This is a genomic window from Pseudomonas sp. C9-3 (assembly GCF_032392015.1).
In the GTDB taxonomy this organism is placed as follows: Bacteria; Pseudomonadota; Gammaproteobacteria; order Pseudomonadales; family Pseudomonadaceae; genus Pseudomonas; species Pseudomonas nitroreducens.
The window spans coordinates 89,379-104,561 of the sequence record NZ_CP135919.1; the positions used below are offsets into that span (position 1 = coordinate 89,379).

Here is a 15,183-nt window from a genome sequence, read left to right on the forward strand (position 1 = left end):
GGCGAGCGGCCGTCAGGACAGTTGCGCAAGCGCGTGGCGGAAGGCGCCGGGAAGCTGGTTGGCCATGTGCACGCGGCCGTCCTGCTGGCGGAGGATTTCCATGCGCGCAAGCCACGCCTCGAACTCCGGCGCCGGCCTCAGGCCCAGCGTCTGGCGCGCATAGAGCGCGTCGTGGAAGGAGGTGGTCTGGTAGTTGAGCATCACGTCGTCGGAGCCGGGGATGCCCATGATGAAGTTGATGCCGGCCACGCCCAGCAGGGTCAGGAGCATGTCCATGTCGTCCTGGTCGGCCTCGGCGTGGTTGGTGTAGCAGATGTCGCAGCCCATGGGCACGCCGAGCAGCTTGGCGCAGAAGTGGTCTTCCAGGCCCGCGCGGATGATCTGCTTGCCGTTGTACAGGTACTCCGGGCCGATGAAGCCGACCACGGTGTTCACCAGGAACGGCTTGAAGTGCCGCGCCACCGCGTAGGCGCGGGTCTCGCAGGTCTGCTGGTCGACGCCGTGGTGGGCGTTGGCGGACAGCGCGCTGCCCTGGCCGGTCTCGAAGTACATGAGGTTGTCGCCCAGGGTGCCGCGTTTCTGCGACAGCCCGGCCTCGTAGCCTTCCTTCAGGATCGACAGGCTCACGCCGAAGCTGGCGTTGGCCGCTTCGGTACCGGCGATGGACTGGAACACCAGGTCCAGCGGTGCGCCGCGGTTGATCGCCTCGATGGAGCTGGTGACGTGGGTGAGCACGCAGGACTGGGTGGGAATCTCGTAGCGCTGGATGATCGCGTCGAGCATCTCCAGCAGCGTGCAGATCGATTGCAGGCTGTCGGTGGCCGGGTTGATGCCGAGCATGGCGTCACCGTTGCCGTAGAGCAGGCCATCGAGCACGCTGGCGGCGATGCCGGCCGGGTCGTCCGTGGGATGGTTGGGTTGCAGCCGCGTGGACATGCGCCCGCGCAGGCCCATGGTGTTGCGGAAGCGGGTGACCACGCGGATCTTCTGCGCGACCAGCACCAGGTCCTGCACGCGCATGATCTTCGACACTGCCGCCGCCATTTCCGGCGTCAGCCCCGGCGCCAGGGCACGCAGGCTGGCTTCGTCGGCGGCATCGCCGAGCAGCCAGTCGCGCAGGCCACCCACCGTGAGGTGGCTGACCAGGGCGAAGGCTTCACGATCATGGGTATCGATGATCAGCCGGGTGACTTCGTCGCTCTCGTAGGGGATCAGCGCTTCGTCGAGGAAGTGCTTGAGCGGGATGTCGGCCAGCGCCATCTGCGCAGCGACGCGCTCGGCGTCGCTGCCCGCGGCGACCCCGGCGAGGCGGTCGCCGGAGCGCGCCGGGCTGGCCTTGGCCATCACCTCGCGCAGGCTGTCGAAGCGCCAGGTCTGGCCACCGATACTGTGGGCGAATCCGGACATGCCGACCTCTCTCAACCCTGGCTGGCGAACGACGCGTCGGTGCCGCGATTGAGGCTGATGACGATGCTGCAGATGGAGCAGCCGCCGATCATCAGCACCAGGAACACCGAGGCGATGACGCTGTTGAACCAGAGCATCGCGGCCAGGCAGACCAGCGCCAGCACCAGCGCGATGGCCGGCACCACCGGGTAGCCCGGTGCGCGGAAGCTGCGCTCCAGGTCCGGCTCGCTGCGGCGCAGCTTGAACAGGCTGAACATGCTCATGATGTACATGACGATGGCGCCGAACACGCTCATGGTGATCATCGCCGCGGTCAGGGTCATGCCCTGCAGGCTGATCAGGCTGTCGCTGAAGATCGCCGCGATGCCCACCGCGCCGCCGGCAAGAATCGCGCGGTGCGGGGTCTGGAAGCGCGACAGCTTGGCCAGGCCGCGGGGCAGGAAGCCGGCACGGGCGAGGGCGAAGAACTGCCGCGAGTAGCCGAGGATGATCCCGTGGAAGCTCGCCACCAGGCCGAACAGGCCGATCCACACCAGCATGTGCATCCAGGTGGAGTTGTTGCCGACCACGGCCTTCATCGCCTGCGGCAGCGGGTCGTTGATGTTCGACAGTGCGCGCCAGTCGCCCACGCCGCCGGCGAAGATCATCACGCCGATGGCCAGCGTCACCAGGGTCAGGATGCCGGCGATGTAGGCGCGCGGGATGGTGCGTTTCGGGTCCTTCGCTTCCTCGGCGGCCATGGCTGCGCCCTCGATGGCGAGGAAGAACCAGATGGCGAACGGAATGGCGGCGAAGATGCCGGCCATGGCCGGGGCGCCGAACACGTCCGAGCCGGCCCAGCCATTGAGCACGAAGTTGCTGAAGCTGAAGCCCGGCGCCACCACGCCCATGAACACCAGCAGCTCGGCTACCGCCAGCACCGTCACCACCAGTTCGAAGGTGGCGGCGATGCTCACGCCGAGGATGTTCAGGGTCATGAAGATCACGTAGGCGCCGGTGGCGGCCCACTTCGGATCGAGGCCGGGGAACTGCACGTTGAGGTAGGCGCCGATGGCCATGGCGATGGCCGGCGGGGCGAAGACGAACTCGATCAGCGTGGCGATGCCGGCGACCATCCCGCCGGTCTTGCCGAACGCCCGCAGGCTATAGGCGAAGGGGCCGCCGGCATGGGGAATGGCGGTGGTCAGCTCGGTGTAACTGAAGATGAAACAGGTGTACATCACCGCGACAATCAGCGTGGTGACGAGGAAGCCCAGGGTGCCGGCGGCGGCCCAGCCGTAGCTCCAGCCGAAGTACTCGCCGGAGATCACCAGGCCCACGGCGAGCCCCCAGAGGTGCAGGGTGCCCAGCGTTGGTTTGAGTTGTGATGCGCTCATTGTTGTTATTCCTCTCTCCGCAAGGGGTAGGCCGCAGATGGCGGGCCGCAGGGGCGTGGACGGATACCTGAGCCTCGATGGTAGTGGCGCACTGCCGCGCAAGACTTGACCGCTGGAACCGGCTTTCGCCGCGCAGGGTCAACTGGCTGTTACCCATTGCCCCACACGGCGCCCGGTGCCCGTTTCTGGTGCCCAATTCCTCGCATCTGCCCTCTGCTGTGGCAGCTGCAGGCCAGGCGTGGCGCCGTGTCCGGCTGATCGGTAATGCATGGCGAGGCACGGGAATTGCTTTGTTTATTCGTTCCCTTCTTTCCGGGAGCCATGTGCCTTGCGCGTCTCAAAACAAGATCGGTAACCGACATGAGCCAGCCTCTGTTTTCTCCGCCCGGCCTTAGCCTGCCCCTGGCCAGCAATATCGGCGTGCTGTCTGCTGCCGCCAGCGGCCTGGGCCGCTTCATCGGTGACCAGGGCGGTGATATCGACCGCGTCTTCGGCCGCGCCGGCATCGACCCGGAACGCCTGCTGCATCCCACCCTGAGCCTGGCGCTGACCAACTATTGCCAGGTGCTGGAAGAAGCCGCGCGACAGTCGGGCTGTGACAACTTCGGGCTGCGCTACGGCGAGCAGTTCCGCCCGCGCGAACTGGGCCTGCTGGGCTACGTCGGGCTGTGCTCGGAGACGCTGGAAGACGCGCTGAAGAACTTCGCTGCCGCCTTCCCCTATCACCAGCACGACACGCTGATCCGCCTGGTGGATTGCGGCGAGTGCTATCGCTTCGACTACCAGGTCCGCCACGGCGCGATCCTCGACCGCCGCCAGGACGCCGAGCTGACCCTGGGCATGGCGCTGAACCTGATGCGCCATGCGCTCGGCGCCGACTGGGCGCCGCGTGCGGTGAGCTTCGAGCATGCACGGCCCGAAGGCTGGCAGGAGCATGGCCGGGTGTTCGACGCGCCGGTGCTGTTCCAGCGCGGCTGCAACTCGATGCTGATTCCCAAGCGCGACCTCTACGGCCGGCAGATGCCCGAGCGCGATGCCAACCTGCTGTTCCTGGTGCAGGACGTGATCCGCCGACTGGGCGAGCAGGGCGGCGCGCCCAATCTGGTGGAAGACGCCGGCACGCAGATTCGCCTGGCTCTCAGTGACGGCGAGCCCTCGCTGGAACTGATCGCCGAGCAGCTGGAGCTCACCACCGCGGGCCTGCAGCGGCGCCTGCGCGAGGCTGGGCTGAGCTTCAGCCAACTGGTGGAAAACACCCGACGCGAACTGGCACTGCACTACCTGCGCCAGCCGCAACGGCCGATTTCCGAGCTGGCGCCGTTGCTCGGCTACTCCGAGACCAGCGCCTTCTCCCGCGCCTTCCGCCGCTGGTTTGGCGTGAGCCCGCGGCAGTGGCGCAGTGACGCAAGCTGACCTTTTCCTTGTAGGAGCGAGGGGGGGGCGCCTAGCTCTTGCTCGCGAACGGATTGTCCGGCGGCTCAGGTGCCGGGTGGGTTCGCGAGCAAGCTCGCTCCTACGAAAAGCATTCGTCCGGCGCGCTTTTCAGGCATAAAAAAGCGCGGCCCGTGGGCCGCGCAAAGATCGATTCGGGGGAGACCGCCCGGCGAGCCGGGCGGGGTCAATCAGCAGCGCGCAATCAGAAGAAGCCCAGCGGGTTGATGTCGTAGCTCACTAGCAGGTTCTTGGTCTGCTGGTAGTGGTCGAGCATCATCTTGTGGGTCTCGCGGCCCACGCCGGATTTCTTGTAGCCACCGAAGGCGGCGTGCGCCGGGTACAGGTGGTAGCAGTTGGTCCACACGCGGCCGGCCTTGATGCCGCGGCCCATGCGGTAGGCGCGGTTGATGTCGCGGGTCCAGACGCCGGCGCCTAGGCCGTACTCGGTGTCGTTGGCAATCGCCAGTGCTTCGGCTTCGTCCTTGAAGGTGGTCACACCGACCACCGGCCCGAAGATTTCCTCCTGGAACACGCGCATCTTGTTGCTGCCCTTGAGCAGCGTCGGCTGGATGTAATAGCCGGTGGACAGGTTGCCGTCGAGCTTCTCGACCGAGCCGCCGACCAGGATCTGAGCGCCTTCCTGCTGGGCGATATCGAGGTAGGAGAGGATCTTCTCGTACTGCTGCTGCGAGGCCTGGGCGCCGACCATGGTGTCGGTGTCCAGCGGGTCGCCGCGCTTGATCGCCTTCACCTTCTTCATCACCACGTCCATGAACTGCGGGTAGATGGACTCCTGCACCAGTGCGCGGGACGGGCAGGTGCACACCTCGCCCTGGTTGAAGAAGGCCAGCACCAGGCCTTCGGCGGCTTTCTCGATGAAGGTCGGCTCGGCCTGCATGATGTCTTCGAAGTAGATGTTCGGGCTCTTGCCGCCCAACTCCACGGTGGACGGAATGATGTTCTCGGCGGCGCACTTGAGGATGTGCGAGCCCACCGGGGTCGAGCCGGTGAAGGCGATCTTGGCGATGCGCTTGCTGGTGGCCAGCGCTTCGCCGGCCTCCTTGCCGAAGCCCTGGACGACGTTGAGCACGCCCTTGGGCAGCAGGTCGCCGATCAGCTCCATCAGCACGCAGATGCCCAGCGGGGTCTGCTCGGCCGGCTTGAGCACGATGCAGTTGCCGGCGGCCAGCGCCGGGGCGAGTTTCCACGCGGCCATCAGCAGCGGGAAGTTCCACGGGATGATCTGCCCGACCACGCCCAGCGGTTCATGGATGTGGTACGCGACGGTGCTGTCATTGATCTCGGCGGCGCTGCCTTCCTGTGCGCGGATGCAGCCGGCGAAGTAGCGGAAGTGGTCCGCAGCCAGCGGGATGTCGGCGTTGAGGGTTTCGCGCACCGGCTTGCCGTTGTCCCAGGTTTCGGTGACAGCCAGCAGTTCCAGGTTCTGTTCGATGCGGTCGGCGATCTTCAGCAGCACCAGCGAGCGGTCCTGCACCGAGGTGCGGCCCCAGGCGTCGGCGGCGGCATGGGCGGCGTCCAGCGCCTTGTCGATGTCTTCGGCGGTGGAGCGGGGGAATTCGGCGATGGGCTGACCATTCACCGGCGAGGTGTTGGTGAAGTACTGACCCTTCACCGGCGGGACGAACTCGCCGCCGATGTAGTTGCCGTAGCGCGCCTTGAACGAAACGATGGCGCCTTCGCTACCGGGATGGGCATAACGCATGGTCGGATCTCCTGGGTCTTGTGCTTGTTGGGGAGGACGTTGAACAAGCGTAGAGCAAGGGCCGGGCCATGCCAGTGAAAGCCCCGCGCCGCTTGGGTTGCGGCGAATCGAGACGGGCGCCGGAAATCGCCCTGTAACGCCCCTGGCACAGGGCTGGGTGACACTTTGTCCCGTACTCGTGACAGTCGTGACCTGACGGTCGGACAAGCGTTGCATTGGTTGGGCGCGTGGGGGATGCTGTCCTGCGTTCCGACGAATTGTCTGACAAACAGTCGCAGGAATCCGGGGCTGCCTCCCCGTCCCCCAAGCGGAGAACAACAAGAATGCGCGCCAACGATTTGAGCCGCCACGCCCGCCAGGTCATGACCGTGGCCGAGGGCAAGGCCCGCGCCGGAGCGCCCGGTGCGGACCCGTCCATCGCCCGCTCCTGGATGCGCTGCCTGGAGCAGTACCACCTCGACCCGGCGCAACCCATGGCGCCGACGGTGCTGGAACATGCGCGCATGCTCGAAGTCCGCGAGCACCATCGCCAGGTGCTCGAAATCGCCAGCGGCGAGATGAACAGCCTGCACCAGCAGCTCTCCGGCGCCGGCCATGCGGTGCTGCTCACGGACTCCCGTGGCGTCATTCTCAATTGCGTGAGCGAAGCCGCCGAGCGCCGCACCTTCGAGCAGGCCGGGCTGTGGCTCGGCGCCGACTGGAGCGAGGCGCGCGAGGGCACCAACGGCATCGGTACCTGCCTGGTGGAACGCCAGGCGCTGACCATTCACCAGGACGAACATTTCCGCAGCCGCCACACCGGGCTGACCTGCTCGGCCAGCCCGGTGTTCGACCCGCAGGGCGAGCTGCTGGCGGTACTCGACGTTTCCTCCGCGCGCCGCGACGTGTCACGGCAGAGCCAGTTCCACACCATGGCGCTGGTCAACCTGTCGGCCAAGGCTATCGAGAGCTGCTACTTCCTGCGGCATTTCGAGGACCAGTGGCTGCTGCGCTTCCACCTGCAGCCGGACGGCCTCGGCCTGTTCAGCGAAGGCCTGCTGGCCTTCGGCGCTGACGGGCGAATCCGCGCGGCAAACCAGAGCGCGATCAACCTGCTCGGCAGCCGCCGTGACAGTCTCATTGGCCGCTCCCTGGAGCAATTCTTCGATTGCCGGCTGGACGACCTGTTCAGCCGCGCCGACCCGCAGCCCAATGCCAGCTGGCCGTTGCGCACCCATGCTGGCCGCACTCTCTATGCGCTGCTGCGCGGCCAGCGTCCCATCGCCGCCGCGCCGGTGCTGCCGCGTGCGCCGCTGGCGAAAGGGCTGTGCATCGACGATCCGCAACTGGCCCATGATTTCCGCCGGGCGCTGAAGGTCTATGCCCACGACGTGCCGCTGCTGCTGCAGGGCGAGACCGGCACCGGCAAGGAAGCTTTCGCCCGCGCCGTACACCTGGGTGGCGAACGTGCCGGCAAGGCTTTCGTCGCGCTGAACTGCGCGGCGATCCCCGAGACCCTGATCGAGAGCGAGCTGTTCGGCTACCGCGGCGGCAGCTTCACCGGCGCGCGCAAGGAAGGTATGCGCGGCAAGTTGCAGCAGGCCGACGGCGGCACGCTGTTCCTCGACGAGATCGGCGACATGCCGCTGGCGTTGCAGACACGCCTGCTGCGCGTGCTGGAAGAGCGCCAGGTAGTGCCCATCGGCGGCGAGCCGCAGGACGTCGACATCCGCCTGATTAGCGCCAGCCACCGTGACCTGGAAGCGCTGGTGGCCGCTGGGCAGTTCCGTGAAGACCTCTACTATCGCCTCAATGGTTTGGTCGTCGCATTGCCGCCGCTGCGCGAGCGCGAAGACCGCGGTGCGTTGCTCGATCATTTGCTGGCCGAGGAGAGCAAGGGCCGCTCGGTGCGGCTGGACGACGACGTGCGCCGGCACCTGCTGGACTTCCCCTGGCCGGGCAACGTGCGCCAGCTGCGCAACGTGTTGCGCACGCTCTGTGCGCTGTGCGAGGGCGGACGCATCCAGATGGCGGACCTGCCGCCGGACCTGCGCCGTACTTCGGCTCCCGTTCTTGTCGCGGTACCGGTGAGCGAGGAGGGCGGCGACACCCTCGGCGCCGCCGAGCGCGATGCACTGCTGGCGGTGCTGGAAGCGCAGCGCTGGCACGTCAGCCGCGCCGCGCAGCAGCTGGGCATCAGCCGCAACACGCTGTACCGCAAGCTCAATCGGCATGGCCTGAGCCGGAAAACTCTTTCGTAGGATGGCGTGGAGCGCAGCGATACCCATCAAGGCAGCGCGCCGAAACAGCATGGGTATCGCTTCGCTCCACCCATCCTACGGTCCTCGCCTATGACGGCTTTCGCTGCTCGCCGGGAACCGCCTCCCCACCTCGTCGTCTGATGCCCCGGCGGCGGGCCGCGCGGGGGCGCGCTGTGCTACTCTGCCGCCCATTCGAAGCGCCTGGAAAGGCTTGATTGCAGGAGTCTGCATGCATATCCACATCCTCGGCATCTGCGGCACCTTCATGGGCTCGCTGGCCGTCCTGGCCAAGGAGCTGGGCCACCGCGTGACCGGTTCCGACGCCAACGTCTACCCGCCCATGAGCACCCAGCTGGAAGCCCAGGGCATCGAGCTGATGCAGGGCTACGACCCCGCGCACCTGGAGCCGGCCCCGGACCTGGTGGTAGTCGGCAACGCGCTGTCGCGCGGCAACCCTGCCGTGGAATACGTCCTGAACAAGGGCCTGCCCTACGTTTCCGGCCCGCAGTGGCTGGCCGACCACGTGCTGCAGGGCCGCTGGGTCCTGGCGGCCGCCGGCACCCACGGCAAGACCACCACTAGCAGCATGCTGGCCTGGGTGCTGGAACATGCCGGCATGAGCCCGGGCTTCCTGATCGGCGGTGTGCCGCAGAACTTCGGCGTCTCCGCGCGCCTGGGCGGCACGCCGTTCTTCGTGGTCGAGGCCGACGAGTACGACAGCGCCTTCTTCGACAAGCGCTCGAAGTTCGTCCACTACCACCCGCGTACGGCGATCCTCAACAACCTGGAATTCGACCACGCGGACATCTTCCCCGACCTCGCCGCCATCGAGCGGCAGTTCCACCACCTGGTGCGGACCATTCCCGGTGAAGGCCTGGTCATCCACCCCACGTCCGAAACCGCGCTCAAGCGCGTGATCGACATGGGGTGCTGGACGCCGGTACAAACCACCGGCGAAGGCGGCCAGTGGCAGGCGCGCCTGCTCAGCGAAGACGGCTCGCACTTCGAAGTCCTGTTCGACGGCAAACCCCAGGGCACCGTGGACTGGGAACTGACCGGCCAGCACAACGTCGCCAACGCCCTGGCCTGCCTCGCGGCGGCCCGTCATGTCGGTGTGGTGCCGGAGCTGGGCTGCGCTGCGTTGTCGGCCTTCAAGAGCGTCAAGCGGCGCATGGAGAAGGTCGCCGAGGTCAAAGGCGTGACCATCTACGACGACTTCGCCCACCACCCGACTGCCATCGCCACCACCCTCGATGGCCTGCGCAAGCGCGTCGGTGATGCGAAGGTCATTGCCGTGGTCGAGCCGCGTTCCAACTCCATGAAGCTTGGCGCTCACCGCGACGGCCTGCCGGAGTCCGTGGTGCAGGCTGACAACGTGTTCTGGTACGCGCCGCCGAACCTCGGCTGGGACCTGGCCGCCACCGTGGCCGGCTCCACCGTGCCCACGCAAGTCTGCGATTCGCTGGACGCCATCATCGAGGGTGTGAAGGCCATCGCCACGCCGGGCACCCAGGTGGTGGTCATGAGCAACGGCGGTTTCGGCGGCCTGCACGGCAAGCTGGCCCGGGCGCTGGAGGGCTGAGCATGGCGGGAGCCGAACGCGTCACTCTTGCCATGACCGGCGCCTCCGGCGCCCAGTACGGCCTGCGCCTGCTCGACTGCCTGGTGCAGGAAGACCGCGAGGTGCACTTCCTCATCTCCAAGGCCGCGCAACTGGTGGTGGCCACCGAGACCGACGTGACCCTGCCGAGCAAGCCGCAGGCGATGCAGGCCTTCCTCAGCGAGTACACCGGCGCAGCGCCGGGGCAGATTCGCGTCTACGGCAAGGAAGACTGGATGGCCCCGGTGGCTTCCGGCTCCGGCGCGCCCAGCGCGATGGTGGTGGTGCCCTGCTCGACGGGGACGCTCTCGGCCATCGCCACCGGCGCCTGCAACAACCTGATCGAACGCGCCGCCGACGTGGCGCTGAAGGAGCGCCGCCAACTGATCCTGGTGCCGCGCGAGGCACCGTTCTCCAGCATCCACCTGGAGAACATGCTCAAGCTGTCCAATATGGGCGCGGTGATCCTGCCGGCCGCTCCGGGCTTCTATCACCAGCCGCAGACGGTGGACGACCTGATCGACTTCGTCGTCGCGCGCATCCTCAATCAACTGGGCATCCCCCAGGACATGCTGCCGCGCTGGGGCGAACACCATCTTGTCAGTGACGAATAAGCTCCTCGCCGCCCTGCTGCTGTTGCAACTGGGCGGTTGCGCCACCGTGAAGACCCTCAACGACAGCCGTCCCGGCGACCCGTTGATCTACGCCGGCACCCGGCTGGACTGGTATTCGCTGAATGGCGGCTGCTGCCCGAAGGATCATTTCGGCACCGACGCACCGGCCTATCCCGGCCTCGACCTGCCGGGCAGCGCGCTGCTGGACACCTTGCTGCTGCCGCTGTCGATCGCCGCGGAACTGGGGGTTGGCCTGCAGGTGTGGGGCGGGAACTGAGTCCGTTCAGGTAAGGGCGAGGAGTGGCGGATAACCTGGTCCAGGCTATCCGTCCGACAGACCTGGCTGCCCTGATGAGCGTTCAGAGAGAGACCTCGTAGGATGAGTGGAGCGAAGCGATACCCATCAATCACGATGACGGCTGCATGGGTATCGCTCCGCTCCACCCATCCTACAAATGCGTTTTACGCCCTGCGGTTGTGGGGTTACTTGCCCAGCTTGCGCAACTCGTCCGATTCGACGACGCGGCTACCCTTGCCGGTTTCCAGCGCCAGGCGCCAGAGCGCGCGGGCCAGGGCGATGGCTTCGATGCCGTGCAGCTTGCCCGGCAGGATGCGCGCGAAGGGCGCGGCAAGCAGTTCGGCGAGGCGGATTTCCTCACGCTGACCCAGTAGCAGCGATGGCCGTGCGATGGTCAGCTGCGGCCAGCCTTGCTGGCGCAGGGCATCCTCCAGCTCGCCCTTGACCCGGCTGTAGAAGATCGACGACTTGCTGTCCGCGCCCAGTGCGCTGACCACGATGTAGTGCCGCGCACCGAGTGCCAGGCCGCGCTCGCCCAGGGCCAGCGGCAGGTCGAAGTCGACACTGCGGAAGGCCTCCTCGGAGCCGGCTTCCTTGAGCGTGGTGCCCAGGCAGCAGAACACCGTGTCCACCGGCTGGACCAGGTGCGGGATGAGCTCGGCCAGCGGGCCGATGGGGTTTTCCAGGCGCGGGTGCTCCGCCAGCTTCCTTCGGGCCGGAGCGATGACGCGCTTGACCGTAGGCTCGTTGAGTATGCGGTCGAGCAGATGTTCACCGGTCAGGCCGGTGGCGCCAGCTAGCAGGATATTCGTTGGTTTCGAGTACATCTGTGTTTCCCCTCTGACACACTTTCCAGCTTAGTTGCCACCCTGTCGTTTTGCCTGCGCATCGATATTGCCGAGCGCCAACTCTCCGTGCGACTGCTGCGCGCGCAGGGCCTGCCAGCGAGTAATGACCGCCTTCGGCGCCCAGAGTTGCGGCTCCGATGGTTCGAATTCTTCCTCTTTCTCGCGCTTGGCCACGGTAGCGCTGGCCAGTGTGAAGGCCTGCTTGAGGTCGTCGGTCTGCTGGAGGGCCTTGGCAAAGAGCGCGTCGCCGAAGTAGGTGAAGTCGGCCTCCTCGGAACAGCCGAAGGACACCCGGTCGCTGCGTGCGGCGGTCATGATCAGGGTCTTGTCGTCCTTGAGCGCGGGGATGAAGCCACCGCTGTAGCAGGCGGAAATCACCAGCACCTTGTAGCGGTCCTTGAGTGGGGCGAGCAGGCTGGCCAGTTCGCTGGCCGGCAGGTCGTCGAGCTTGAGCCCCGGCATGTCCAGCACCAACTGGTGGTCGTGGGAGCCATGGCTGGTCAGGTAGATGAACACCAGGTCTTCCGGGCCGCTGCGTTCGGCGATGGTGCGCAGGGTGCGGGCCAGGGTTTCACGGGTGGCCATGGGGCGGTCGGCGAGGTGGTCGCGATGGTTTACCAGGCGTACCACGCCGCGCGCGCCGAAGCGTTCGCCGAGCAGGTTGGCGACGTAGTCGGCCTCGCGCAGGAACACGCTCTGCTTGCCGTCGCCGCCGAGGCTGACGCCATAGAGTTCGATCGCCGGGGTGGATGGCGGGATGGCGGCCAGTTCCTTCTCCAGCAACGCGCCCTGTTCCAGCAAACCGACTTCCAGTGGATTGGGCAGCCGCTTGCCGGTGGCGTCCTGGCGCAGTTGCCCGGCATTCCAGACGCCCTTCTGCAGGCTGCCGTCGCTGCGGGTCAGGGTGCCTTCGCCCGAGTACTCGCCGCGGGCGAAGCCGCCGCTGTAGACCTGGCCATCGGAGCGCGTCAGCGTGCCCTTGCCGTCGAAGCGCCAGAAGCGGAACTCGCCCTGGTAACGGCTGCCGTCGGTGCCGATGAACTCGCCCGGCCCACTCAGCGCGCCAGCCTTGAAGCGGCCGAACCAGACATCGCCGTCGGCATTCTGGAAGCGCCCGGTCCCCTCGAACTGGTCGTTGCGGAACTCGCCGCTGTATTGGTCGCCCGCGTCGTCGCGGAAGATGCCCTTGCCCTCCAGCACGCCGTTCCTGAAGGTGCCGCTGTACTGGTTGCCCAGGCTGTCCCGACGGGCGCCTTCGCCGTTGGCCTCGCCCTTGGCGAAGGCGCCCTGGTGGCGGGTGCCGTCGGCCTGTTCGAGGCTGCCCAGGCCTTCGTAGCGACCCTTGCGGAAACCGCCGCTGTAGGTAGTGCCGCCCTGTGCAAGGCGGCCTTCGCCGTCGAACTCGCCGCGCTTGAACTGGCCCTCGTAGACGTTGCCATCGGCATATTGCAGGCGGCCGCGCCCTTCGAATATTCCGTTGCGGAACTCACCTTCGTAGCGTGTGCCGTTGCCGTCGTTCCACTTGCCCTGGCCGCTCTGCAGGCCCTTGTCGAAGCCGCCCTCGTACCAGGCGCCGTTGCTGTAATCGAGCCGCCCCGGGCCCTGCAATTGACCGTTCACCAGCTCGCCGCGGTAGCGCGCGCCGTCGGGCAGGCGGGCGTCCGGTGGCGTCAGTGGTTCGCCCTCGCCGCAGGCAGCGAGGAACAGGACGAGGCTCAGGGGAAGGAGGTGGCGTGGCATCGGGAGGCTCGAATCGGCGGAGGGGCGCACTGGCAGTGTGACGCAAAAAAGCCCGCGGTCGCGGGCTTTTTTCTCATCGCTGCGAGCGGGCCGTCAGACGAAGCACAGGCTCAGGGATTCGGCGATGTAGGCCGGCTTGGGCAGGCCTTCGATCTCCAGGGTGCAGCGCGCCTTGATCAACCACTGGCCGGGGTTCTTCTCGGTGATGTCGGTGATGGTCACCTGCAGGCGCACGCGCGAATCCACGGGTACCGGCTGGATGAAGCGCACGCTGTCCAGGCCGTAGTTGACCACCATCTTGGGGTTCTCCGGCAGGACCAGCAGGCCCTCGCAGAGTTTCGGGATCAGCGACAGCGACAGGAAGCCATGGGCGATGGTGCCGCCGAAGGGCGTCTTCTTCGCCTTTTCCGGGTCGACGTGGATGAACTGGTGGTCCTCGGTGCACTCGGCGAACTGGTTGATGCGCTGTTGATCGATGGTGATCCACTGCGAATGGCCCAGGTCCTTGCCGATGTAGTCCTTCAGTGCGCTTACGGGTACGAATGCCATGTTTCCTCCGGGGAATGAGTTGTTCTTCTAGTACGGCCTACGTGAAATCCGCCTGTAGATCAGCATGGCGCCCTGGAGCGGTCAAGCATTCATGCTTTGGGCGAATGCCGCGCCATAGCGGGCGCCGGGCGGGCATAATGTCGGCATATTGCGCTGGAGATGTTTCTGATGTTGCTACGCGGCCTGACCTGGCTGGTGCTGTTCCAACTGCTCGGCACGGGCCTGAATGCTCTCATCCTGCACATGATCCCCGGCCCGATCATTGGGCTGGTGCTGCTGTTCGCCTTCCTGGTGTGGAACGGCGAGGTGAGCAAGCCGGTCAACGAGGCGGCCGCCTCGCTGCTGCGCTACCTGCCGCTGTTGCTGGTGCCGGCGGCGGTCGGTGTTATGGCCTACGCGAAGCAGATTGCCGCGGACTTCTGGGCCATCGCCGGCGCGCTGGCGCTGTCACTGCTGGTGTCCTTCGTGTTCGCCGGCTGGCTGATGCAGAAGCTCATCGACCGCCAGCGCAAGCAGAAGGAGGGTGCGTGATGTTCGACTGGCAAGGCGCGGTGGACTCCGTCATCCACCATCCGCTGTTCTGCGTTGGCGTCACCCTGGGCGCTTATCAGTTGGCGCTGGCCGCCTATGAGCGTACGCGCTGGGTATTCCTGCAGCCGGTGCTGGTGTCGATGCTGATCGTCATCGCGGTGCTGCTGGCGTGCGGCATCGACTACAGCGAGTACAGCAACAGCGCCAAGGTGCTGACCATCCTTCTCGGCCCCGCGACCGTCGCCCTCGCGGTGCCGCTGTTCCTCAACCTCAAGCGCATCCGCCAGCTGTTCTGGCCGACGCTGATCACCCTGCTGGTCGGCGGCCTGTTCGCCACCGCGCTGGGCATTGGCCTGGGCTGGCTGTTCGGCGTCGACCACGAATTGCTGATGAGCCTGGCGCCCAAGTCGGTAACCTCGCCCATCGCCATGCTGGTGGCCAGCCAGATCGGCGGCGTGGCGGCGCTGGCGGCGGTGTTCGTGTTGATCACCGGCGTGCTCGGCGCCATCCTCGGCCCGGAACTGCTGCGCCGCTTCGGCGTCCACCATCCGGCTGCGCAAGGCATGGCGCTGGGCATGACCGCCCATGCCGTGGGCACCTCCCGCGCCTTGCAGGAGGGCGAGGAATGCGGTGCTTTCGCCGCCTTGGCGATGAGCCTGATGGGCGTGGCCACCGCTGTGCTGCTACCGTTGGCGGTAGCGCTGATCGCCTGAGAGCCTGTTGACGATCTGCTGCGCGTCGGCCGTAGGGCGTTGGCAAACGCCCTCAGATGCTCATTTACAGCAGTAAACTCCGCTCTTCAGGCACTACCGCCTACTACGGC

The 15,183-nt window shown here is 66.6% G+C and carries 13 protein-coding genes; 7 read left to right on the forward strand and 6 right to left on the reverse strand.

The genetic code is table 11. The features are described 5' to 3' along the window. Window positions 1-12 precede the first annotated feature (12 nt). The gene (locus RS899_RS00440) at window positions 13-1,407 is read right to left on the reverse strand and encodes an ethanolamine ammonia-lyase subunit EutB (RefSeq protein ID WP_315808820.1); all 1,395 of its coding nucleotides are present in this window, start codon (window positions 1,405-1,407) and stop codon (window positions 13-15) included. An 11-nt stretch (window positions 1,408-1,418) separates the two neighbouring features. Beyond that, a complete protein-coding gene (eat, locus tag RS899_RS00445; protein WP_233299984.1) occupies window positions 1,419-2,783 on the reverse strand; it encodes an ethanolamine permease in 1,365 nt (454 codons plus the stop codon). Window positions 2,784-3,143: 360 nt separating this feature from the next. Here eat and qhpR point away from each other — a divergent pair, with 360 nt between their 5' ends. Then, window positions 3,144-4,196, forward strand: coding sequence for an AraC-like transcriptional regulator QhpR (qhpR, locus tag RS899_RS00450; RefSeq protein WP_315808821.1), 1,053 nt, complete (start codon window positions 3,144-3,146; stop codon window positions 4,194-4,196). Window positions 4,197-4,419: 223 nt separating this feature from the next. On the opposite strand, the gene exaC is transcribed toward qhpR, so the two are convergent. After that, entirely contained in the window at window positions 4,420-5,940 is a 1,521-nt protein-coding gene (gene exaC, locus RS899_RS00455) for an acetaldehyde dehydrogenase ExaC (RefSeq protein WP_045217053.1), read from the reverse strand. Window positions 5,941-6,263: 323 nt separating this feature from the next. On the opposite strand from exaC, the gene RS899_RS00460 reads away from it, so the two are divergent. From RS899_RS00460 to RS899_RS00475, 4 genes are all read left to right on the forward strand, one after another. Beyond that, window positions 6,264-8,180 carry a sigma-54-dependent Fis family transcriptional regulator gene (locus tag RS899_RS00460; protein WP_315808822.1) on the forward strand — a complete coding sequence of 639 codons (1,917 nt, stop codon included), beginning with the start codon at window positions 6,264-6,266 and terminating at the stop codon, window positions 8,178-8,180. 229 nt (window positions 8,181-8,409) lie between these two features. Then, window positions 8,410-9,762 (forward strand): UDP-N-acetylmuramate:L-alanyl-gamma-D-glutamyl-meso-diaminopimelate ligase, encoded by a 1,353-nt coding sequence (mpl, locus tag RS899_RS00465; RefSeq protein ID WP_315808823.1) that lies wholly within the window; start codon window positions 8,410-8,412, stop codon window positions 9,760-9,762. Between the two features lie 2 nt (window positions 9,763-9,764). Then, on the forward strand, window positions 9,765-10,394 hold the full coding sequence (gene ubiX, locus RS899_RS00470) for a flavin prenyltransferase UbiX (protein WP_017521701.1): 630 nt from the start codon (window positions 9,765-9,767) through the stop codon (window positions 10,392-10,394). Beyond that, window positions 10,384-10,671, forward strand: coding sequence for a YceK/YidQ family lipoprotein (locus tag RS899_RS00475; protein ID WP_024764688.1), 288 nt, complete (start codon window positions 10,384-10,386; stop codon window positions 10,669-10,671). Before ubiX ends, RS899_RS00475 begins: the two co-directional genes overlap by 11 nt. 206 nt (window positions 10,672-10,877) lie before the next feature. Here RS899_RS00475 and RS899_RS00480 read toward each other — a convergent pair whose 3' ends face one another. The 3 genes from RS899_RS00480 to RS899_RS00490 all read right to left on the reverse strand — a co-directional run bounded on the left by RS899_RS00480 (window position 10,878) and on the right by RS899_RS00490 (window position 13,829). Continuing rightward, window positions 10,878-11,519: an oxidoreductase gene (locus RS899_RS00480; RefSeq protein WP_233299986.1), complete on the reverse strand. Its 642-nt coding sequence runs from the start codon at window positions 11,517-11,519 to the stop codon at window positions 10,878-10,880. Between the two features lie 30 nt (window positions 11,520-11,549). Then, window positions 11,550-13,280 (reverse strand): C13 family peptidase, encoded by a 1,731-nt coding sequence (locus RS899_RS00485; protein WP_315808824.1) that lies wholly within the window; start codon window positions 13,278-13,280, stop codon window positions 11,550-11,552. A gap of 93 nt (window positions 13,281-13,373) precedes the next feature. Then, the gene (locus RS899_RS00490) at window positions 13,374-13,829 is read right to left on the reverse strand and encodes a MaoC family dehydratase (protein WP_017521697.1); all 456 of its coding nucleotides are present in this window, start codon (window positions 13,827-13,829) and stop codon (window positions 13,374-13,376) included. A 168-nt stretch (window positions 13,830-13,997) separates the two neighbouring features. Between RS899_RS00490 and RS899_RS00495 the strand changes: the two genes are divergently transcribed. Further along, window positions 13,998-14,360, forward strand: coding sequence for a CidA/LrgA family protein (locus RS899_RS00495; protein WP_045217069.1), 363 nt, complete (start codon window positions 13,998-14,000; stop codon window positions 14,358-14,360). Beyond that, window positions 14,360-15,073, forward strand: a complete 714-nt coding sequence (locus RS899_RS00500) for an LrgB family protein (protein WP_081754013.1) — start codon at window positions 14,360-14,362, stop codon at window positions 15,071-15,073. Before RS899_RS00495 ends, RS899_RS00500 begins: the two co-directional genes overlap by 1 nt. Window positions 15,074-15,183: the final 110 nt, after the last annotated feature.

Bases quoted from the DNA above. Each gene is read 5' to 3' on its own strand.
- RS899_RS00440 (WP_315808820.1), bottom strand. From the start codon at position 1,407: ATGTCCGGATTCGCCCACAGTATCGGTGGCCAGACCTGGCGCTTCGAC.
- eat (WP_233299984.1), bottom strand. From the start codon at position 2,783: ATGAGCGCATCACAACTCAAACCAACGCTGGGCACCCTGCACCTCTGG.
- qhpR (WP_315808821.1), top strand. From the start codon at position 3,144: ATGAGCCAGCCTCTGTTTTCTCCGCCCGGCCTTAGCCTGCCCCTGGCC.
- exaC (WP_045217053.1), bottom strand. From the start codon at position 5,940: ATGCGTTATGCCCATCCCGGTAGCGAAGGCGCCATCGTTTCGTTCAAG.
- RS899_RS00460 (WP_315808822.1), top strand. From the start codon at position 6,264: ATGCGCGCCAACGATTTGAGCCGCCACGCCCGCCAGGTCATGACCGTG.
- mpl (WP_315808823.1), top strand. From the start codon at position 8,410: ATGCATATCCACATCCTCGGCATCTGCGGCACCTTCATGGGCTCGCTG.
- ubiX (WP_017521701.1), top strand. From the start codon at position 9,765: ATGGCGGGAGCCGAACGCGTCACTCTTGCCATGACCGGCGCCTCCGGC.
- RS899_RS00480 (WP_233299986.1), bottom strand. From the start codon at position 11,519: ATGTACTCGAAACCAACGAATATCCTGCTAGCTGGCGCCACCGGCCTG.
- RS899_RS00485 (WP_315808824.1), bottom strand. From the start codon at position 13,280: ATGCCACGCCACCTCCTTCCCCTGAGCCTCGTCCTGTTCCTCGCTGCC.
- RS899_RS00490 (WP_017521697.1), bottom strand. From the start codon at position 13,829: ATGGCATTCGTACCCGTAAGCGCACTGAAGGACTACATCGGCAAGGAC.
- RS899_RS00495 (WP_045217069.1), top strand. From the start codon at position 13,998: ATGTTGCTACGCGGCCTGACCTGGCTGGTGCTGTTCCAACTGCTCGGC.
- RS899_RS00500 (WP_081754013.1), top strand. From the start codon at position 14,360: ATGTTCGACTGGCAAGGCGCGGTGGACTCCGTCATCCACCATCCGCTG.